The 20,217-nt window shown below is 68.9% G+C and carries 20 protein-coding genes and 1 pseudogene; 5 read left to right on the plus strand and 16 right to left on the minus strand.

Annotated elements, in window-relative coordinates:
• Positions 1-78 precede the first annotated feature (78 nt).
• The 3 genes from AC1RUS_RS15125 to AC1RUS_RS15135 form a co-directional block, all read right to left on the minus strand.
• A complete protein-coding gene (locus AC1RUS_RS15125) occupies positions 79-171 on the minus strand; it encodes a hypothetical protein (RefSeq protein WP_492917578.1) in 93 nt (30 codons plus the stop codon).
• A 239-nt stretch (positions 172-410) separates the two neighbouring features.
• Complete coding sequence (locus AC1RUS_RS15130) at positions 411-1,247, minus strand: alpha/beta fold hydrolase (protein ID WP_492917406.1); 837 nt, start codon at positions 1,245-1,247, stop codon at positions 411-413.
• A gap of 122 nt (positions 1,248-1,369) precedes the next feature.
• Positions 1,370-2,989 (minus strand): PAS domain-containing sensor histidine kinase, encoded by a 1,620-nt coding sequence (locus AC1RUS_RS15135; RefSeq protein WP_492917407.1) that lies wholly within the window; start codon positions 2,987-2,989, stop codon positions 1,370-1,372.
• A 186-nt stretch (positions 2,990-3,175) separates the two neighbouring features.
• On the opposite strand from AC1RUS_RS15135, the gene purD reads away from it, so the two are divergent.
• From purD to AC1RUS_RS15150, 3 genes are all read left to right on the plus strand, one after another.
• A complete protein-coding gene (purD, locus tag AC1RUS_RS15140) occupies positions 3,176-4,462 on the plus strand; it encodes a phosphoribosylamine--glycine ligase (protein ID WP_492917408.1) in 1,287 nt (428 codons plus the stop codon).
• A 414-nt stretch (positions 4,463-4,876) separates the two neighbouring features.
• Complete coding sequence (locus AC1RUS_RS15145) at positions 4,877-5,959, plus strand: phosphotransferase family protein (protein ID WP_492917409.1); 1,083 nt, start codon at positions 4,877-4,879, stop codon at positions 5,957-5,959.
• Between the two features lie 7 nt (positions 5,960-5,966).
• Positions 5,967-7,253, plus strand: a complete 1,287-nt coding sequence (locus AC1RUS_RS15150) for a metal-dependent hydrolase family protein (protein ID WP_492917410.1) — start codon at positions 5,967-5,969, stop codon at positions 7,251-7,253.
• Positions 7,254-7,371: 118 nt separating this feature from the next.
• On the opposite strand, the gene lpxK is transcribed toward AC1RUS_RS15150, so the two are convergent.
• From lpxK to AC1RUS_RS15175, 5 genes are read right to left on the minus strand one after another with little or no spacing between them, the layout of a single operon-like run.
• Positions 7,372-8,379 (minus strand): tetraacyldisaccharide 4'-kinase, encoded by a 1,008-nt coding sequence (lpxK, locus tag AC1RUS_RS15155; RefSeq protein WP_492917411.1) that lies wholly within the window; start codon positions 8,377-8,379, stop codon positions 7,372-7,374.
• A complete protein-coding gene (locus tag AC1RUS_RS15160) occupies positions 8,376-9,629 on the minus strand; it encodes a 3-deoxy-D-manno-octulosonic acid transferase (RefSeq protein WP_492917412.1) in 1,254 nt (417 codons plus the stop codon). Before AC1RUS_RS15160 ends, lpxK begins: the two co-directional genes overlap by 4 nt.
• On the minus strand, positions 9,626-10,663 hold the full coding sequence (locus AC1RUS_RS15165; RefSeq protein ID WP_492917413.1) for a cation diffusion facilitator family transporter: 1,038 nt from the start codon (positions 10,661-10,663) through the stop codon (positions 9,626-9,628). Before AC1RUS_RS15165 ends, AC1RUS_RS15160 begins: the two co-directional genes overlap by 4 nt.
• A gap of 42 nt (positions 10,664-10,705) precedes the next feature.
• Positions 10,706-11,431 carry a lysophospholipid acyltransferase family protein gene (locus tag AC1RUS_RS15170; RefSeq protein ID WP_492917414.1) on the minus strand — a complete coding sequence of 242 codons (726 nt, stop codon included), beginning with the start codon at positions 11,429-11,431 and terminating at the stop codon, positions 10,706-10,708.
• A complete protein-coding gene (locus AC1RUS_RS15175; protein ID WP_492917415.1) occupies positions 11,428-13,206 on the minus strand; it encodes an ABC transporter ATP-binding protein in 1,779 nt (592 codons plus the stop codon). Before AC1RUS_RS15175 ends, AC1RUS_RS15170 begins: the two co-directional genes overlap by 4 nt.
• 131 nt (positions 13,207-13,337) lie before the next feature.
• Here AC1RUS_RS15175 and AC1RUS_RS15180 point away from each other — a divergent pair, with 131 nt between their 5' ends.
• Entirely contained in the window at positions 13,338-14,003 is a 666-nt protein-coding gene (locus tag AC1RUS_RS15180; protein ID WP_492917416.1) for a fused DSP-PTPase phosphatase/NAD kinase-like protein, read from the plus strand.
• A 119-nt stretch (positions 14,004-14,122) separates the two neighbouring features.
• Here AC1RUS_RS15180 and AC1RUS_RS15185 read toward each other — a convergent pair whose 3' ends face one another.
• Genes AC1RUS_RS15185 through AC1RUS_RS15195 form a run of 3 tightly spaced genes read right to left on the minus strand, consistent with a single transcriptional unit; the run spans position 14,123 to position 16,484 of the window.
• On the minus strand, positions 14,123-14,356 hold the full coding sequence (locus AC1RUS_RS15185) for a DUF4170 domain-containing protein (protein ID WP_492917417.1): 234 nt from the start codon (positions 14,354-14,356) through the stop codon (positions 14,123-14,125).
• Positions 14,357-14,376: 20 nt separating this feature from the next.
• Positions 14,377-15,156 (minus strand): 3'(2'),5'-bisphosphate nucleotidase CysQ, encoded by a 780-nt coding sequence (locus tag AC1RUS_RS15190; RefSeq protein WP_492917418.1) that lies wholly within the window; start codon positions 15,154-15,156, stop codon positions 14,377-14,379.
• On the minus strand, positions 15,153-16,484 hold the full coding sequence (locus AC1RUS_RS15195) for a TldD/PmbA family protein (RefSeq protein ID WP_492917419.1): 1,332 nt from the start codon (positions 16,482-16,484) through the stop codon (positions 15,153-15,155). Before AC1RUS_RS15195 ends, AC1RUS_RS15190 begins: the two co-directional genes overlap by 4 nt.
• A gap of 50 nt (positions 16,485-16,534) precedes the next feature.
• Between AC1RUS_RS15195 and AC1RUS_RS15200 the strand changes: the two are divergent.
• A pseudogene (locus AC1RUS_RS15200) lies at positions 16,535-16,683 on the plus strand (hypothetical protein); the annotation flags it as partial.
• On the opposite strand, the gene AC1RUS_RS15205 reads toward AC1RUS_RS15200, so the two are convergent.
• From AC1RUS_RS15205 to AC1RUS_RS15225, 5 genes are all read right to left on the minus strand, one after another.
• On the minus strand, positions 16,668-17,069 hold the full coding sequence (locus AC1RUS_RS15205) for an MAPEG family protein (protein WP_492917420.1): 402 nt from the start codon (positions 17,067-17,069) through the stop codon (positions 16,668-16,670). The pseudogene AC1RUS_RS15200 and the gene AC1RUS_RS15205 sit on opposite strands and share 16 nt — an antisense overlap.
• Positions 17,070-17,154: 85 nt before the next feature.
• A complete protein-coding gene (locus tag AC1RUS_RS15210) occupies positions 17,155-18,984 on the minus strand; it encodes a M14 family metallopeptidase (protein ID WP_492917421.1) in 1,830 nt (609 codons plus the stop codon).
• Between the two features lie 38 nt (positions 18,985-19,022).
• Entirely contained in the window at positions 19,023-19,634 is a 612-nt protein-coding gene (locus tag AC1RUS_RS15215) for a hypothetical protein (RefSeq protein WP_492917422.1), read from the minus strand.
• A gap of 1 nt (position 19,635) precedes the next feature.
• Positions 19,636-19,956 (minus strand): type II toxin-antitoxin system PemK/MazF family toxin, encoded by a 321-nt coding sequence (locus tag AC1RUS_RS15220; RefSeq protein WP_492917423.1) that lies wholly within the window; start codon positions 19,954-19,956, stop codon positions 19,636-19,638.
• Positions 19,950-20,216, minus strand: a complete 267-nt coding sequence (locus AC1RUS_RS15225) for an AbrB/MazE/SpoVT family DNA-binding domain-containing protein (protein WP_492917424.1) — start codon at positions 20,214-20,216, stop codon at positions 19,950-19,952. Before AC1RUS_RS15225 ends, AC1RUS_RS15220 begins: the two co-directional genes overlap by 7 nt.
• Between the last annotated feature and the right edge of the window lies 1 nt (position 20,217).

The following is a 20,217-nucleotide window of genomic DNA, read 5'->3' on the forward strand; positions in this document are numbered from 1 at the left end:
TCAAAACCCGACGCCCCCCGCGTCGCGCCAAGCCTTACATCTCTTGGAGGCTGCAGCGTGCCGGTCTGTCCAGGTTGGTCAAGGACTGGCCTGCGGCCAGCCGCGACGCGGCGGCGCGGAGCGCCGTCCTTGAGCAACCTGGACAGACCGGCGATCATCTCGCCGTGAGATGTAAGGATGGCTACCTTCGCGCGGCCGAAGGCGGACGAAGTAGGGACCCTCATCGATTTCACACCGCCAATAAAACCTCGTCATCCCGGGCCTTGTGCCCGGGACCCCTTTCTCCGTCGCAGGTGAGAATGGGGCGAAGCTCTCACTTCGCTACCGCTTCACGTGCGGACTGAACCAGGGGTCCCGGGCACAAGGCCCGGGATGACGGTGATCGTCACAATGGCAGAGGGCTAAGACCCTCAGCCCTTGATGAACGCCAGCAGGTCCGCGTTGATCGTGTCGGCTTGCGTGGTCGCCATGCCGTGCGGGAACCCCGGATAGGTGATCAGCGTGCCGTTCTTCAGCAGCTTGATCGCCTGGCGGGCCGAGGCGTCGATCGGGACGACCTGGTCGTCTTCGCCGTGCAGCACCAGCACCGGGACGTCGATGGTCTTCAGGTCTTCGGTGAAGTCGGTTTCCGAGAAGGCGGCGACACAGTCGTACAGCGCCTTGACGCCGGCCTGCATGCCCTGACGCCACCAGTTGTCGATCACGCCTTCCGACACCTTCGCGCCCTCGCGGTTGAAGCCGTAGAACGGGCCGGCGGCGACGTCGCGGAAGAACTGGGCGCGGTTGAAGGCCGTGCCGTTGCGGAAGCCGTCGAACACCTCCAGCGGCAGGCCGCCCGGATTGGCGTCGGTCTTCAGCATCAGCGGGGTCACGGCCCCGACCAGCACCGCCTTGGCGACCCGGCCGGCCTCGGCGCGAGCCACGTAGTGGGCGACTTCGCCGCCGCCGGTGGAGTGTCCGATGTGGATGGCGTTCTTCAGGTCCAGGGCGCGGGCCAGTTCGATGACGTCGGCGGCGTAGGTGTCCATCTCGTTGCCGGTGTCGGTCTGGCTGGACCGGCCGTGGCCCCGGCGGTCATGGGCGATGACGCGATAGCCCTGGCCCAGGAAGAACATCATCTGGGCGTCCCAGTCGTCGGCCGACAACGGCCAGCCGTGGTGGAACACTAGGGGCTGGGCAGTCTTGGGACCCCAGTCCTTGTAGAAGATCTGCGCGCCGTCCTGGGTGGTGATGAAGCCGCTGCTCATGTCCGTTTTCCTTGGCTCGAAGGGAGCGGCTGGCCCGTCCCGTTGTTCGATGACGCCAAGATGGACGAGGTTGATCACTCCGAAAACGGAAATGATCGAAACCCATTGTTTCTGAAAATGCGCTACTCTCGCGAGGCCGTCGCGGCGGCGAGGGTCTCGAACAGGCCGGTGACCGTGATCGGCTTGGCCAGGTGCAGGTCGGCGCCGGCGCTGAGGCAGGCCTCGACCTGATGGGGCATGGCGTTGGCGGTCAGGGAAACGATCGGAATCCGCGCCGCGCCCGCCGCCTGCTCGCGCTCGCGGATCTCGCGGATGGCGGTCAGCCCATCCATGACCGGCATCTGGGTGTCCATCAGCACCACGTCGAAGGGCTGGGCGGCGAAGGCGTCCAGGGCCGCCTGGCCGTTGTCGGTGATCACCAGCTCGGCGGTCTCGCCCAGCATCAGCTCGACCACCCGCTGGTTGGTGGGATGGTCCTCAGCCAGCAGCACGCGCAGGCGGCGCAGCGGGCCGGCCTGGCCGGGGCTGCGGGCCGACGGCGCGTCGTCGACCGCGTGCGGCGCCAGCCGGGCCGTGAAAGTGAAGCGCGCGCCCTCGCCTGGCACGGAGTCGCAGGCGATGTCGCCGTCCATCAGCTTGGCCAGGCGCAGGGCGATCGACAGGCCCAGGCCCGATCCGCCGAACCGGCGGGTGATCGAGCCGTCGCCCTGCACGAAGCGCTCGAACAGGGCGGCGCGCGCCTCCGGATCGAAGCCCTCGCCGGTGTCCTCGACCTCGACCGACAGGGTCAGCCTGCCGTCGGCCGACGGCGTGGTCCGCGCGCGCACGGCGACGGCGCCGGCGGTCGTGAACTTCACCGCGTTGCTGACCAGGTTGTTGACGATCTGGCCGATGCGCAGGGCGTCGCCGATCACCTGGTCCTGGAAGCCCTCGGCGAACGACAGGGTGAAGCCCAGGCCCTTCTGCTGGGCCAGGCCCTCGAAGGTCGCGGCGGCGGCCGTCAGGTTGGCGCGCAGGTTGAACGGGGCAGGCTCCAGGGCGATCTCGCCGGTCTCCACCTTGGCGAGGTCGAGGATGTCGCTGAGCAGGGCGTTCAGCACGCGGCCGGAATTGAGGATGACGTCCATCATCTCGCGCTGGGCCGAGGTCAGCTCCGTCTGGGCCAGCACCTGGGCCATGCCCAGCACGCCGTTCAGCGGGGTGCGGATCTCGTGGCTCATATTGGCCAGGAATTCCGACTTGGCGACGCTGGCGGCCTGGGCGTTCTCCAGGGCCTTTTCCAGGGCGGCGGCCGAGGCCTTCCGCTCGGTGATGTCCTCGCTGATAATCAGCAGCAGCTTCTCGTCGCCCTCGCCGGGGATGGCGATCTTCTTGGTCTGCAGCCAGCGGTCGCCGTTGTGCGGCGTCTTCAGCGGCTCCTCGTCAATCACCCACAGGCGGTCGCTTTCCAGGACCTTGTTGTCCATCTCGGCGAAGAAGGCGGCCTGTTCGGCGGGGAAGAAGTCGGCGTCGCGACGGCCGATCAGGGCCTCGCGCGGCACGCCCAGCAGCTCCTCGCCGGTGCGGTTGACCAGGACGAAACGCCCGTCGCGGCCGTTCTTGACCACCAGCATGGCCGGGATGCTCTCGACCACGGCGTCGAGGAAGGCGCGCGAATGCAGCGCCTGGCGGGCGCGGGCGGTCTCGCTCTCGTCCCGGTCGGCCGTCGGCTCTTGGGGAGAAACGGCGGGATCAAAGGCCATGGTCGGCGTCGTTCTGGTTGAGGGCGATCGGCTCTAACATCTTGAATGTGCGAGCGAACGAAGCCGCGCATTGAGGCTTGGCGCGCGCCTGGACGCAAGAGCCGGAGCGCCCAGCAACGCCAGGCGGGACGATAAGACGCACCACGCGCTTGACCTGACGCCACCCCCGCGCGACACCCCGGCCTCATGGAAAAGCTGACCATTCTCCTCGTCGGGTCCGGCGGGCGCGAGCACGCCCTGGCCTGGAAGATCGCCGCTTCGCCGCTGTGCGGACGCCTGGTCGCCGCGCCGGGCAATCCCGGCATCGCCGCGCTCGCCGAGGTGCGACCCGTCAAGGCCGTCGACGTCGAGGGGCTGGTCGCCCTGGCCCAGGAGATCGCCGCCGATCTCGTCGTGGTGGGGCCGGAATCGGCGCTGGAGGTCGGCCTGGCCGATCGTCTGGCGGAACTGAACATCCCCTGCTTCGGCGGCAGCCAGCGCGCCGCGCGGCTGGAGACCAGCAAGGCCTTCACCAAGGACTTCTGCCAACGCCACGGCCTGCCGACGGCGGCCTATGGCGTGTTCACCGAGGCGGCCTCGGCCGGTGCCTTCCTCGACACGCTGGAGGCCCCGTTCGTGATCAAGGCCGACGGCCTGGCGGCGGGCAAGGGCGTGGTGATCGCCGAGGATCGGGCGGCCGCCGACGCGGCCGTGCTCGACATGCTGGGCGGCCGCTTCGGCACGGCCGGCGCGCGGGTGGTGATCGAGGAGTTCATGCACGGCGAGGAGGCCTCGCTGTTCGCGATCTGCGACGGGACGACCGCCGTCCTCTTCGGCGCGGCCCAGGACCACAAGCGGGCCTATGACAACGACCAGGGTCCCAACACCGGCGGCATGGGCACCTATTCGCCGCCGCCCGTCCTGACCGACGCCCTGATCGACCAGGCCTGGCGCGAGCTGATCATGCCGACCGTCGAGGGCATGGCGGCCGAGGGCAATCCGTATGTCGGCGTGCTCTATGCCGGCCTGATGCTGACGCCCACCGGCCCCAAGCTGGTCGAGTACAACGCCCGCTTCGGCGATCCGGAATGCCAGACCCTGATGCTGCGCCTGGACAGCGACCTCGTGCCGATCCTGCTGGCCGCCGCCAAGGGCGAGCTGGTCTCGGCCGACAAGCCGGTCTGGCGCGAGGAGGCCGCGATCTGCGTGGTGCTGGCCGCCGAGGGCTATCCCGACGCGCCGGTGACCGGCGGCGTCATTGAGGGCGCCGAGTCCGACTACGGCCACGAGGCCGAGATCTTCCACGCCGGCACGGCCCGCGACGCCGAGGGCCGTCTGGTCGCGGCCGGCGGTCGCGTGCTCAACGTCTGCGCCCTGGGCGCGACCCTGCACGAGGCCCGCGACGTGGCCTATGCGGCGCTCGGTACGATCTCGCTGCAAGGCGGCTTCTATCGCAACGACATTGGCTGGCGGGCGCTGAGCCAGCACGGCTGAGCGCGGGGATCGGCAGCGTGACGATCGGAGCGTTCAGCTTCGTCGGAAGGTCTCTTTCAAGTCTGCCAGACATCGCCAAAGCCCGCCCAAACGTCCGTCATCCCCCGCTTCATGCGGGGGACCCAAGCGGCGCTTGCGGTTGCATTCGCTGACCTTCGGCCGGACTTCGACCTCGGCTTGGGTCACCTGGACAAGCCGGGTGATGACGGATTTTTTTGGGTCTTGAGCGCGGGATAGCCGCCTTCGCATCCAACGCACCCAGCCCTCCCGTATTCTTACCCCACCTGACCTGCTTCGCAGGTCGTCCGCCCCCTATGGGGGAGGCGCGCTGAAGGCGCGGAGGGGGCAAGTGACTTGCGCGCGACGCCCCACCCTCTAAACTCGCGTTCAAACAAGCGTTGGGGAGACAAGCGCATGGCCGAGGCCGCCGAACAGACCGCTCAGGACCTGAACTCGGGCACCAAGCCGGTCGATCCCCGCCACGCCATCGACGAGGCCAGGCTGGCCGCGTGGCTGGAAGCCCATGTCGAGGGCTATCAGGGCCCGCTGGAGGTGCGCCAGTTCAAGGGCGGCCAGTCCAACCCGACCTATCAACTGGTCACGCCCGCCAAGAAATACGTCCTGCGCCGCAAGCCGCCGGGCAAGCTGCTGCCCAGCGCCCACGCCGTCGATCGCGAGTTCAAGGTGATCTCGGGTCTGAACAGGGCCCACTTCCCCGTCGCCAAGGCCTACGCGCTCTGCATGGACGAGGACGTGATCGGCACGATCTTCTACGTGATGGACAATGTCGAAGGCCGTATCCTGTGGGACGGCACGCTGCCCGACTACCAGCCGGCCGAGCGCCGGGCGATCTATGAGGCGCAGATCGACACCTTGGCCGCCCTGCACAATGTCGACTACGCCGCCGTCGGCCTGGCCGACTACGGGAAGCCAGGCAACTATTTCTCCCGCCAGATCGACCGCTGGACCAAGCAGTACAAGGCCAGCGAGACCACCGACCTGGAGGACATGAACAGGCTGATGGCCTGGCTGCCCACCTCGGCGCCGGAGGATGACCGCACCACCATCGTCCATGGCGACTATCGCCTGGACAACATGATCCTGCATGCGACCGAGCCCAAGGTGGTGGCGGTGCTGGACTGGGAGCTGTCGACCCTGGGCAATCCGCTGGCCGACTTCAGCTATTTCCTGATGAACTGGGTGATGCCGTCCGACCAGCGCGGGGGCCTGGCCGAGATCGCCGATCTGGAAGCCTATGGCGTGCCGACCATCGCGCAGGCGGTCGAGCGCTACTGCAAGGCCACCGGCCGCGACGGCCTGCCCAATCTGGACTGGTACTTCAGCTACAACCTCTTCAGACTGGCCGGCATCTGCCAGGGCATCGTCGGCCGCGTCCGTGACGGCACCGCCGCCAGCGCCCATGCGCAGCTGATGGAAGCGCGCGTGCCGGTGCTGGCCAGGGGGGCCTGGACCTTCGCGCAGAAGGCGGGGGCCTAGGAACGCAATGCGGAAACTGGCGGCGGGCGTCTGCGCCCTGGCTTTGACTTCGGCGCTGTCCGGCGTCGCGAGCGCCGAGACCCTGTTCGTCCAGGCCGGCAAGCTGCTGGCCGATCCCGCCACCGGCAAGGTCGAGACCGCCAAGACGGTGGTGATCGAGAACGGCAAGGTCGCCCGCATCGTCGACGGCTATGTCTCCGAGCCGGGCGGCAAGGTGGTCGACCTGCAGGACAGCTTCGTGCTGCCGGGGCTGATCGACAGCCATGTCCACCTGACCCACGAGCAGAGCCCCAATTCGCGGCTGAACGCCGTCACGCGCGGTCCCGCCGACGAGGCGATGGTCGGGGCCGGCTTCGCCCGCAAGACCCTGATGGCCGGCTTCACCACGGTCGCGGACCTTGGGGCCGACAACAAGGCGATCTTCGCCTTGCGCGACGGGATCAAGCGCGGCGACGTGATCGGTCCGCGCATCATCGCCGCCGGCTCGGCCGTGTCGGTCCACGGGGGCCACGCCGACGTCAACGGCTACAGCGAGGAGGTCATGCACGTGCTGCGGCCGACCTCGGTGTGCTCGGGCGCCGACGACTGTCGCCGGGCCGTGCGCGAGCAGGTCTGGCTGGGCGCCGACATCATCAAGATCACCGCCACGGGCGGGGTGCTCTCCAACACCGCGGCGGGCCTGAACCAGCAGTTCTCGGACGACGAGCTGAAGGCCATCGTCGAAAGCGCCCACCGCATGGGCCGCAAGGTCACCGCCCACGCCCACGGCGTCGACGGCATCAACAGCTTCCTGAAGGCCGGCGGCGACTCCATCGAGCATGGCACCTATCTCGACGCCGACAGCATTGCGCTCTTCAAGAAGAACGGCGCCTATCTGGTGCCGACCCTGATGGCCGGCGACTTCGTCTATCGGATCGCCACGGGCCCCAACAACTTCCTCACCCCCGCTCAGACCACCAAGGCGATCGAGGCCGGCCCCAAGATGCTGGCCATGGCCCGCCGGGCCCATGAGGGCGGCGTCAAGATCGCCTTTGGCACCGACACTGGGGTCTCGGCCCACGGCGACAACGCCGGCGAGTTCGCCCTGCTGGTCAAGGCCGGCCTGACGCCGCTGGAGGCCATCCAGACGGCGACGGTCAACGCCGCCGACCACTTCGACCTCTCGGCCGAGATCGGCAGCCTGGCTCCCGGCAAGGCGGGGGATCTGATCGCGGTGAAGGGCGATCCGCTGAGCGACGTGACCGTGCTGCAGCGGGTGACGTCGGTGGTGAAGGGCGGCGTGGTGGTGAAGTAATCACTTGCCCCCTCCGGGCCTTCGGCCCTCCTCCCCCAGAGGGGGAAGATGAGGTCGGCGCGGTTCATCTTCCCCCTCTGGGGGAAGACGATCGCGAAGCGATCCGTAGGGGGCGAGTCTAAAGCCCCGCCTTCGCCAACACCGCGTCCAGCGCCTCGGCGTCGTCGAACCGCGCCCGGACGGGCCAGGGCGTCACGCGTTCACGCCAGTTCTGCGGCAGCCGAACCCAGTCCTTCTCCGTCGTGACCAGGCCCGCGTCGTAGAGCCTGGCGCGGTCGGCCAACAGCTTCAGGGTCGCCTCGTCGTACTCGCCGTGATCCGGGAACGGGGCGAAGTCGACCAGGTCGCAGCCGGCGGCCTTGAGGGCCTTCTCGACCTTCCAAGGCTTGCCGATGCCGGCGAAACCGACCTGCGGACCCTTGGGCACGGGGGCGGCGGCCTCCAGCCGGGCGACCAGCACCGGCATGTCGCCGAACTGGACCAGCAGGTCGAAGTCGGGCTGCTCCAGGTCGGTCGGCAGCAGCACGATCACCGCGTCGGCCCGGGCCAGCCCCACCTTCAGCGGCTCACGCATCGGCCCGGCCGGAAACACGTTGCCGTCGCCGAACGGCCACTCGTCGTTGCGGGTCTCGCCGTCGACCACGATCAGGGACAGGGCCTTGCGCAGGTCCGGGTTCTGGTGGCCGTCGTCCATGACGATGGCCTGGGCTCCGGCGGCCGAGGCGGCGCGGGCGCCGGCCACCCGGTCCCGCGACACCCACATCGGGAAGTCCTGGGCCAACATCAGCGGCTCGTCGCCGACGTCGGCGGCGGTGTGCGTGGCGGTGTCGACCCGGGTCGGCCCCTTGGCCTTGCCGCCATAGCCCCGGGCCAGGCCATGGGCGTCGACGCCGCGCTGGGTCAGGGTCAGCAACAGCTCGCGGACGATCGGCGTCTTGCCCGTGCCGCCGACCGTGATGTTGCCCACGCAGATCACCGGCGCGCCGACCTCCCTGGGCGAGCCCTTGGCCAGCCGGCGGGCGGTGGAGGCGGCCCAGATCCACGACAGCGGCGTCAGCAGGGCGCGGGTCACCGGGGCGGGACCGCCGGACTTCACGTACCACCAGCGGGGCGTCGACAGCTTCATGGGACCAGCTCGATGATGCGCGACAGGCCATCGCGGGCCTCGGCGTCGCGGGCCTCGACGAAGGCTCGGGCCCGCGCGGCGCGAGCCTTGCCGGCGGCGGGATCGGCCAGGGCGGCGGCCAGGCGCTCGGACAGCACGGCGGCGTCGGCCAGGGTCACGCCGTCGACGGCGGAGAGGTCGGCATAGGCGGTCAGCCAGTTCTCGACATGGGGCCCCGAGACGATCGGACTGCCCAGCCGCGCCGGCTCGAGCGGATTGTGGCCGCCGATGCCGGGAACCAGGCTGCCGGCCACCAGCGACAGGTCGGCCAGTCGGAACCACAGGCCCAGCTCGCCCAGCGTGTCGGCGACGGTCACCTCGGATGTCGCCGTGGGGTCCAGGCTGCGGAGCGAGGCCGAGAAGCCCCGGGCGCGAGTCGCCTCGGCGATGGACGGGCCACGCTCGACATGGCGCGGGACGATGACCAACCGGGGGCGATCGGGCAGGGCGGCCCAGGCGTCGAGCACGATCTCGTCCTCGCCCTCGTGTGTGCTGGCGGCCAGCAGCAGGGGACGGCCCTCGAAGGTGGGCTTCAGCCGCGCCAGCTCGGCCGCAACGACCGGCAGAGGCGCGGAGCCGAACTTCAGGTCGGCCTCGCCGGCCACGGTCCCGCCCAGGCTGGTGAAGCGCTCGGCGGCGCGGGCGTCCTGGGCCAGGATCAGGTCGAAGCCCGAGAACAGCAGGTGCGCCGCAAACGGCCGGGTTCGCCAGCCGTCGAAGCTCTTGTCCGACAGCTTGGCCGAGACCAGGGCCAGCCGCGTCCCAGCGGCCTTGGCGGCCAGCAGCAGGTTGGGCCACAGCTCGCTCTCGACGAACACCGCCAGGTCGGGCCGCCAGTGACCGATGAACCGCTGGGCGCCGCCGGGCGTGTCGACCGGGACGAACTGGTGGATGACACCGTCCGGCAGGCGTTTGGACAGCAGGGCGGCTGAGGTCACCGTGCCCGAGGTCACCAGGATCGCGACGTCCGGTCGCTCGGTCCGGAGGCGTTCGACCAGGGGCAGGATCGACAGGCTCTCGCCGACGCTGGCGCCGTGCAGCCAGACCAGCTTGCCGTCAGGACGCGGCGTCGCCGGACGCGCCAGGCGCTCGTTGAGGCGAGCGGCGTCTTCCTTGCCCTTGGCGGCGCGGCGGTTCAGCAGCAGGGGCGCGAACGGCTCCAGCGCGCCGGTGGCGAGCCGGTAGAGCGAGAGCGAGAGCGGCAGGCTCACACCACGTCTGCGGGGGCCAGGCGGCAGGCGTGGGCGCCAGCGCCGTGTTCGATCTGCACCGTGGCGTGGCCGATCTTGAACTTGCCGGCCAGCTCCGCGCAGATGTCGTGCAGGAACTGGTCGTGATCGTCGCCGGCCGGGCGGACGACGTGGGCCGTCATCGCCGTCTCGGTGGTGCTCATCGCCCAGATGTGCAGGTCGTGGACCTCCAGCACGCCGGGGCGGGCGGCCAGCCAGTCGCGCACCTTGCCGGGGTCGATGCCGCGCGGGGCGGCGTCCAGGGCCATGTCCAGCGAGTCGCGCAGCAAGCCCCAGGTGCCCAGCACGATGACGGCGACGATCAACAGGCTGGTGACGCTGTCGATCCACAGCCAGCCGGTTAGCATCATCACCAGGGCGGCGACCACCACGCCGGCCGACACGGCGGCGTCGGCGGCCATGTGCAGGAAGGCGCCGCGGACGTTGAGGTCGTCCTTGGACCCCTTCATGAACATCAGGGCCGTGGCGGTGTTGATGACGATGCCGATGGCCGCGACGATCATCACCGGGCCGCTTTCCACGGGCGTCGGAGCGGCGAAGCGGCGGATGGCTTCCCAGGCGATGGCGCCGGTGGCCGCCAGCAAGAGGGCGGCGTTGGTCAGCGAAGCCAGGATGGTGCCCTTGCGCAGGCCATAGGTGTGACGGCCGCTGGGCGCGCGTTTGGCCAGAGCGGCGGCGCCCCAGGCCAGCACCAGACCCAACACGTCCGAAAGGTTGTGGCCGGCGTCGGCCAGCAGGGCCAGCGAGTGGGTGATCAGGCCGGCGCCGGCCTCGATCAGCACGAAGCCCAGGTTCAGCGCGGTGCCGATGGCGAAGGCGCGGCCGAAGTCCTTGGGGACGTGGTGATGGTGGCCGTGCCCGTGACCATGCGAATGGCCGTGATCATGCCCATGGTCGTGGGCGTGATCATGGTCGTGATCATGCCCATGGTCGTGGGCGTGATCATGGTCGTGATCATCGTGATCGTGCGAGTGGCCCGAATGGTCGTGCGGCATGGGCCCTACATCCCACCAAGGGCGGGTCGGATCAATGCTGGATCAGGCTGCCCGCGGCGGCGCGCCGTCCTCTTCGCCCACCAGCGCCTCGGCGCGGCGCGACACGGCCGAAAGCCGGGCGCCCCAGGCCTGGGTCAGGGCGTCGGGATCGTCGTCGCGCCCGGCCGTCGCCGGGCCGTCCCAGACCATCGCCGCCTTGGCGAAGGGCAGGGGGATGATGGTGCGATCCCAGGTGTTCAGCCGGATGCACGGCTTTATCGCCACGCCCACGAACAGCACCGGCGCGCCGCTGACCCGGGCCAGGGCCACGGCGCCCTTCTGCATCACCTCGACCGGACCGCGTGGGCCGTCCGGGGTGATGGCCATGGCCCCGCCGTCCTTCACCCACTTGACCATGTCGCGGAAGGCCTGCTCGCCGCCCTTGTTCTTGTGGGTGTCGGTCTTCTTCAGCGACGAGCCGCGAATGGACGGCAGGCCCAGCCTTGCGATGACGCGGGCGATGAACTCTCCGTCGCGCGATTGGCTGACCAGCACCCGGATCTCGGGCTTGTCGGGGCCCACCGGCCAGGTCGTGGCGCCCACCGGCACGCGGCTGTGCCACAGGGCCAGGATGGCGCCGGACTTGGCTCGCAGGGCCTCAGCCCAGACGCCTTGAGCGATCTCCTGGCCTTCCCGCGTCCAGCGCAGGGTCCTGTAGGTCAGGGCCAGATAGCCCGACATCAGGTTGGTGGTCAGGCTCATCACCAGCCGCGAACGAAGCGGTCTCAAGCGGTCGTCTCCGGAAGGTGGTCGAGGTCCTGCGCCCTGGCCAGGCGCGCATAGAGCCCCCCCTGACGAACCAGTTCGGCGTGGGTCCCGGTCTCGACCACTTGACCCTTATCGATGACATAGATGCGGTCGGCGCCTTTCACGGTCGACAGGCGGTGAGCGATCAGGATCGTGGTGCGGCCGGCCATCAGCCGCTCCAGCGCCGCCTGGACCTGGGCCTCGCTCTCGGTGTCCAGCGCGCTGGTGGCCTCGTCCAGCAGCAGGATCGGGGCGTCCTTCAGGAAGGCGCGGGCGATGGCGATGCGCTGGCGCTGGCCGCCAGACAGGCGCGCGCCGGCCTCGCCGACGCCGGTGTCGTAGCCGCCCGGCAGGGCCGAGATGAACTCATGCGCCGCGGCCTGCTGGGCCGCCGCGACGATCTGGGCGTCGGTGGCGTCGGGGCGGGCATAGGCGATGTTGGCGCGGATGGTGTCGTCGAACAGGAACGGCTCCTGGGTGACCAGGGCGATGCGGTCGCGCAAGGACGCCAGGGTCACCGTGCGCACGTCCTGGCCGTCGATGGTCACCGCGCCGCCGGTGACGTCGTAGAAGCGCGGGATCAGGTTGAGGATCGAGCTCTTGCCGCCGCCCGACGGGCCGACCAGGGCCACGGTCTCGCCGCGCTTGGCGGTGAGTGAGACGCCGGTCAGGGCGGGGATGTCGCCGCCATAGGAGAAGCTGACGTCCTCCAGCGCGATCGTGCCGTCGCCGGCGGGCAGGGGTTTGGCGTTGGCGGGGTCGACGATGGTGGGCTCGACGTCAAGGGCCGAGAACAGCCGCCGCGCGGCGGTCAGGCCTTCGCTGAAGACGGTCTGCAGGTTGGCCACCTGCCGCAGCGACTGGCCGGCGGCCAACAGGGCGGTCAGGAAACCGAAGAAGACGCCGGGGGTGATCGCGCCGGATTTGGCCCGCCAGCCGGCATAGACGAACACCAGCGCGACCAGCAGGGTGGTGATGGTCTCGGTGGCGGGGGTGGCGCGAGCCTTGGCGTCCGAGCCCTTGATCAGGTGGGCCTGACGGCGCTGGATCACGGCGGCGACGCGGGCTTCCTCGTCGGCCTCGCGGTTCTCCAGCTTGACGATCTTGACCCCGTCCAGGCTCTCCATGATCGCCGTCGACAGGGCCGAGGTCTCGCCCATGGCGCCCTTGGCGGCCTTGGTCGTGCGCTTGGAGAAGCTGCGCATCACCGCGTTGACCACGGGGGCGATGGCCAGCACGCCCAGGGCCAGCCACGGGTCGTAGGTGAACATCACATAGAGCGCGCCGACCACGGTCAGGCCCTCGCGCACATAGTTGACCACGCCGGTGGTCGCCGCCTCGCGGATCAGGCCGGCGTCGTACAGCACCGAGGCGACATAGGAGCCGGAATGCGCGCCGCGCAGCCGCGCCAGGTCGGCGCGCATCAGCTTGCCGAACAGCTGGATCTGCACGTCGCCGACCACGCCGTTGCCGATGCGGTTGATGAAGGTCGACTGCAGCACCTGGAACAGGCCGCGGCCGATGGCGAGGGCGGCGATGGCTAGCGGGATCCAGACGATCGCGCCGGGCGTCTGGCGGGTGATCAGGTCGTCGATCGCCGGCTGGATCATCTGGAACAGACGGGCGTTCAGCGCCGCCACGATCGCCGCGCTGGCCAGCGACACCGTTAGCCCCTTCCAGCGGGGCTTGAGATAGTCGCGCCAGACCCGCGCGGCGAGGGCGCGGTTGCTGGCTTGCGGCTGGGCGGCATCGGTCATGGGCGAGGGGTCGGACGTCGGGGCTTGGCTGTCAAGGACACCGGCGCATCACTCCGCCTGTAAAAGACCGCGCCTTTTGCATTGGGCGGCGGACCATCCTACTTAGGCGCGGACCGTTCAGAGGACCTCCGTTGGCCGATTTCGACCTCTCCACGCCTTGGGGGCGCTTGAAGACCTATCTCCACTATCTGTGGAACGACCACGCCTATCTGCGCCTGGGCTTCTCGAACGCCCACTGGGTGAGCCCCGAACTGGTGCGCGCCAACCAGCCCTGGCCGTTCCAGCTGGCCTGGTGGAAGAAGCGCGGCGTCAAGACCATCGTAAACCTGCGCGGCGGGTTCGACGGCAGCTTCTACGCGCTTGAAAAGGACGCCTGCCAGCGCCTGGGCCTGAACCTGGTGGACTTCACCATCACCTCGCGGGAAGTCCCGATCCGCGAGCGCGTGCGCGGAGCCAAGGTGCTGTTCGAGACCCTGGAATATCCGGCCCTGATCCACTGCAAGTCGGGCGCGGATCGGGCGGGCATCATGAGCGTGCTCTACGCCCACTACCGTCTGGGTTTGCCGATCCGCGAGGCGATGAAGGAGCTGTCGCCGCGCTATCTGCACATCAAGGCCGGCAACACCGGCGTGCTGGACTATGTCTTCGAGCAATATCTGGAACGGGGCGAACCCAAGGGGCTGAGCTTCACCGACTGGGTCGAGAGCGACGACTACGATCCCGTGGCGATGAAGAAGACGTTCCGCGCGGGGATGCTGGGCAAGGCGCTGACGGACAAGATCCTGCGGCGAGAGTAGGGGGCGGAACTTGCCCCCTCCGGGCCTTCGGCCCTCCTCCCCCATAGGGGGAAGATGACGAACCCCATCCGCCCCCTATGGGGGCGGACGACCGCGAAGCGGTCAGGTGGGGGCGAGTATCAAGCCAGGCTCGGATCCATCAGCTTGTGCGCATGGATGATGAAATACCGCGCGTGGGCGTTGTCGACCGTGGCCTGGGCCTTGGCCTTCCAGGCGGCGTGCGCGTCGGAATAGCTGGCATAGGCGCCGACGAACTCGACCTTGGACAGGTCGCGGAACTCGATGTCGGAAACATCCTTCAGTTCGCCGCCGATTACCAGGTGGAGAAGCTGCTTGTCGGCCATGGTGAGCACGTTCCTTGCGAGGATTATGATTATGGCAGCTCGATATGCCTGACGCGTGACAGGATCAACGGTTGAAGCGTCGCATTGGCGCAAACCAGGCTCGGAACGAGCGGAATGGGGCGGTTATAGCTGAAACCCTGGCCCTTGTGGTCCGTCAGGCAGGCGCCGGCCTCGGCGCGGATCAGGTCGGCGGCGGCCAAGTCCCACTCGCTCTTGGGCGACAGCGCCACGGCCGCGTCGAAGGCCCCGGCGGCCACCAGGCAGATGCGATAGGCGATGGAGTTACGGCTCTCGACGCGCATGGCCGGCCAGGGCGTGGTCCAGGCGGGGTGCACGAACATCTTGGCGTCGCCCAGCATGGCGGCGTCCTCGAGATCGTCGGTGTCGCTGGGCGAGATGGCCATGCCGTTCAAGGTCGCGCCGCCGCCGGCCGTGGCGGCATAGGTCTCGTTGAGGGCCGGGGCGTGGACGACCCCGGCGACGGGGCGGCCGTTCTCGACCACGGCCACCGAGACGGCGAACCACGGCTTGTTCTTCATAAAGGCGACGGTGCCGTCGATCGGGTCGACCACGAACTGGCGCGTGGTGGTCAGGCGGGCCGGATCATCGACGGTCTCTTCCGACAGCCAGCCATAGTCGGGCCGGGCCGCGCCCAGGCGCGCCTTCAGCAGGGCGTCGACGGCCAGGTCGGCGTCGGTGACCGGCGAGCCGCCGTCCTTGGACCAGACCTTCAGACCGCCGGCGCGGGCCTTCAGGGCCAGTTCCCCAGCCTCCCGCGCCGCGTCGAGGATCAGGTCCAGGTCGGTCATTTGCCGGCGATCGCCAGGCCGTCGACCAGGATCGACGGCGCGTTGTTCGAGCCCCGGAACTCCAGGTCCGAGCCCGGGATCAGGCGGGCGTAGATGTCGATCAGGTTGCCGGCCACGGTGATCTCGGTGACCGGGCCGGTGACCTCGCCGTTCTCGAACCACAGGCCAGAGCACCCCACCGACCAGTCGCCGGTGTTGCCGTTCAGCGAAGGGCCGAACATTGAGGTGACCAGGAGGCCGGTCTTGGCGTCGGCCATCAGGCCGTCCAGATCGCGGTCGCCGGTCGACAGGGTCAGGTTGGTGGTCGAGACGCCCGACGGACCGGCCAGGCCGCGCGAGGCGTGGCCGGTGGTGGCCAGGCCCAGCTGCTTGGCCGAGCTGGTGTTCAGCAGCCAGGTGGTCAGCACGCCGTCGTCGATCAGAGCGCGGCGGACGGTCTCGACGCCCTCGTCGTCGAACGGGGCCGAACCCAGGCCCCGCACCCGGTGCGGATCCTCGATCAGGTCGACGCCCTTGGCGAACACCTGCTGGCCCAGCTTGTCCTTCAGGAACGAGCTGCCGCGGGCGATCGACGGGCCGGAGATCGCGCCCAGCAGCGGGCCGATCAGCGACATGGCCAGGCGGTTCTCGAAGATCACCGGGGCGGTGGTCGAGGCGATCTTCTTGGCGTTCAGGCGCGCGACGGCCGAGCGGCCGGCTTCGCGGCCGATATCGCCGGCGCTGGGCAGGTCGGCGAAGTGGCGGGCCGATCGGCCCTCGCCGCCGCGCTCCATGCTGGCGCCCTCGCCGGCGATGGCCGAACAGGACAGCGAGTGGCCGGTGGCGGCGTGCACGCCCGAGAAGCCGTCGCTGGTCAGCAGTCGCCAGGAGGCCGAGCTCCAGGTGGCCGAGCCGCCGTCGGTGTTAGTGACGCCCTGATAGGTCCGCGCAGCGTCCTCGGTCATCCGGGCCTGGGTTTCCAGGGCCTCGGCGCTGGGCTCGTAGGCGTCGATCAGATCAAGGTCGGGGAACGGGCCCTTGGCCAGGCGGTCGCGCGGCGCGAGGCTGGCGTAGGGGTCCTCGGGGGCCAGGCGGGCCATGGCCACGGCGCGCTCGATCAACTTGGCGCGGGCGTCGCTGGAAATGTCCGAGCCGGAGACCGTGGCGCTACGCTGGCCGATGAAGACGCGCAGGCCCAGATCCCGCGCCTCCTCGCGCTCGACCTCTTCCAGATCGCCCAGGCGGACGCTGACGGAGAGGGATTGTCGTTCGGCGAAGACGGCCTCGGCGCTATCGGCCCCGGCCTTGAGCGCGGCCGAGACCACGTCGTTCAGCAGATTATCGTCCATGGGGTCTTATGGACGAGGCCGACGGGGGCGGGCAAGGCGAGAGAGACTTTCTCCTCCCCCGTAAAACGGAGGAGGGGGACCGCCGAATGGCGGTGGAGGGGGCGCGGCCGGCGCACGGACGCCCCCTCCGTCACGCCGCGTATTCGCGGCCCGCCACCTCCCCCGTTTCACAGGGGAGGATACTCAGGCGATCGCGTAGAACAGCAGGGCCACGCCGACGAAGATGTAGGCCAGCCAGGTGGCGACGATGCCGAGGGCTCGGGGGATCGAGGCGCCGCCGCTGTTGGACAGGCCCACGGCGTGAACCACGCGGCCGGCGAACAGCACGAAGCCCGCGATATGGATCGCCAGGGGCGGGGCGTCGACGACGGCCAGCACGGCGATGGCGACCAGGGCGGTGGGCACGTACTCGCTGGCGTTGCCGAAGGCGCGGATGGCGCGGGCCAGTTCGGGAATGCCTTCGTCGCCTAGGGCCACCTTGTGCTTCTGGCGCTGGCGCACGACCAGCAGCGACAGGGTCAGCATCAGGAAGACGTGCAGCCCCGCCCAGAGGGCGGCGGCGTGACCCGAGGTGATGTTGTCCATCGCGAGACCTTACTGAATTAACCACCCGACGCGCGGGAGGGGCGCATAGAAGCCCTCTCGCGCGCCGGCTTGCAAGCGATCTGCCCTATCGCGCGAGTTCCCGGGCGATCGGATAGAGCAGGTGGTGGTCGTCGTAGAAGGGCGTGCGGCGATAGAACCAGGCTAGGCGCGCCTCGGGATCGGCGGCGAACTTGGGCTCGGCGGCCAGCTTGGCCTCGAACTCGGCCTTCAGCTTCGGATCGGCGGCCAGCATCTTCTCGGCCAGCGGGGCGATGGCGTAGGGCTCGATATATTCCACGCGGCTGAGCACCTCGGGGACCATGCCCCAGGCGAAGAAGCTCTCGCTGGACTGCGGCTCCAGCAGCAGCACGGCCAGGTCGCCCAGCGGCTGGTCGGTGGGCACGCGGATCGAGCCCTTGGGGAAGATCCAGTCGCGGGTCTCGGTCGTGACCTTGTCGACGCTGATCTGGACGTGACCCTCGTTGGCGCGCGGGGCTATCTTGGGATCGACAAGGCGGATCATCTCGACCTTGACCGTCTTGTCCTGGGCCAGGGTCTCGAGTTTCAGGCCATGCAGCTTGAGGCGCTCGATCAGATCGGCGCGGTAGCTGGGCACGTAATAGGCGACCGGGCGCTTCAGGGTGAGCGTGGCGTGCGAGCCGTAGAACGGGGCCTTCCAGAGCTCCGGATCGGCTTCGCCCAGCCAGCGCACTTCCTTGCGGCCCGAGGCGGGGCTGTCATAGGTCTCGTACTTGATGCCCTTGAACGCCCGCGTGTAGCTGGGCTTGTCGTCCGACATGAAGTTGGCCGGGATCTCCGCCGGGCGCAGGGCGCTGTCGGCGGCGATGGCCGCGCGCAGGTCGCCGCCCTTGTCGGCCAGCAGCTTCAGGGCCGTCTCGATGAAGACATAGGTGCCCAGCACGCGCTGGGCGTGGGGCTTGAGGCTGTGGTTCTCGATCAGGATGGTCGGGACGTGGGCGGCCGCGCCCCAGCCGTTCGAAAAGCGCTCGCCCAGGCCGCCGTCGTTGAAGCCGGCCTTGGGGTCGTGCTCGTCGATGCCGAACACCAGCTCGCCCGGGATATGGCCCTCGGCTTCGAGGCCCTTGTTGATGGTGGGCTTCAGCACGTCGTCCAGCCACTTGGCGATGGCCGGTGAGCGGTTCCAGACCCCGTTCTCGCCGTTAAAGCCGTAGGTGACGTCGTACTGGTAGTCCATGCCGTCGGTCACGTGGACGTCGACATAGAGATCGGCCCTGTACTTGGCCTGCAGGCGTTTCAACGCCTGCATCTCCGGCTGGTCCAGCTTCATGAAGTCGCGGTTGAGGTTCTGGTTGGTCGCCGTGTTGCGCCAGCCCTGGATGCGCGGACCGCGCTGGTTGGGTCGCGAATAGGCGCTGGCCCGCTCGTGGCCGTCGACCGACAGGATCGGGATCAGGACCAGGTTGACCTTGTCCAGCAGCTTGTCCTTGCCGTGAAACGCCATGTCCCGCAGCAGCATCATGCCGGCGTCCTTGCCGTCGATCTCGCCGGGGTGGATGCCGCACTGGACCAGCAGCAGGGGCTTCTTCGGGTCCAGCGTCGCGCCGTCCTTGCTGGCGATCACGGCGTAGATGGTCCGGCCCTGCGGCGAGACGCCGAAGTCCTCGATGCGGATCAGGTCGCTGGCCTTGTCCAGCCGGTCGAACCAGGCGCGGGTGTCGACATAGCTGGGACTGAAGTCGTGGTCTGGATCAGCCTCGAACGCGGTCGCCCACGGATCGGACTTGTCGCGGATCAGCGCCTGGCTCGCGCCCTGCCAATGCGGGGCGGGCGGCAGGAAGGCGTCGTCCCAAGGGGGCTTGGGTGTGGTGGTCTGGGACATGGCGGGGTTTCCCAAGGCAAGCAGGGCGGTCAGGAGAAGGGCTGTCGAGCGCATCACGCAGTCCTCGCGCCTCCGATCGTGGAAGACAAGTCTTAGCCGCCCAGCAGCGACCAACCGCCCTGGCGGAGCAGCGTTCCGGCTGAGCGGGCGATCTGCCAGCCTTGATACAGCAGCAGGATCACCAGAGCCGTCGGCGCGGTCCATCGCCACGGCGCGATGGCGGCGACCAGGGTCACGACCATGAACAGGCTGGTGCCGATCCAGAAGACCCCGTCCAGCTTCAGTCGAGCGATCTCGCCCGTCAGGTTCACCAGGCCCAGGAACACCGCGACGATCAGCAGATTGGCGGCCAGCACGCTGAGCAGCACCAGCTTTCGGTGGGCCCAGAAGTGGGTGTCGAGGCTCTCACCGGCCTTGAGTTCACGCGGGAACACCTGGGTGGCGGCGACATAGAAGGTGCTGGCCACGATCAGCCCCAGGATCAGCAGCGCGTAATTGTAGGGCGCGGGGCGGAAGATCACCCAGGCCTGGTTCCAGAAGCTGGCGATGTCGATGGCCACGAACAGGGCCAGCAGCGGCGTCAGCAGGCCGAACCTGACCTGCTTGCGCCCCTCCAGAAGCCGCGCGAACCCGCCGACCAACTCGGCCACCGAGAAGCCCAGCAGCAGGCCATAGAAGCTGAAGAAGAACTCGAAGGCGTCCATATCAATCTGGCTCGAACATCAGGCGCAAGACGCCCAGGACCTGATCCAGCGCCGCGTCGTCCAACCGGCCGAGCCTTTTGACGAGGCGGCTTCGCGCCACCGACCTGATCTGGTCGGGCAGCACGCGGCCGGCCTTTTCCTGGAAGACAATCTCGACGCGGAAGCGGGCCTTCGCGTCGCCAGAACTCATCGGCGCGACGATGACGACGTCATGGTGGCTCAATCGATCCGGTGAGACGATCACGCAGGGGCGTGTCTTGCGGATCTCGCTGCCTTCGGTCGGATCCAGGCGGGTCAGCCAGACCTCGCCGCGCTTTACCATTCCCAGTCCTTGTCGGTCTCGCTGGTGAGCGGGGCTTCAAGCCACTCGCGATCTTCCTCGGTCAGGCCCATGGCGCCCAAGCGCTTGGAGTCCTCTTCCCAGCCAGCCCGAGGGTCGGCGACGACAGGGGACAGGAAGACACGACCGTCTTCCGCCACGAAATCGATGCGGTCGCCCAGCTTCGCGCCGAGCGTCTCGAGCACCGGCTTGGGCAAGATGACGCCTGCCGAATTGCCGATCTTGCGAATGGCCGAGGACATG

This window comes from Caulobacter sp. GW821-FHT10F06 (assembly GCF_058809215.1).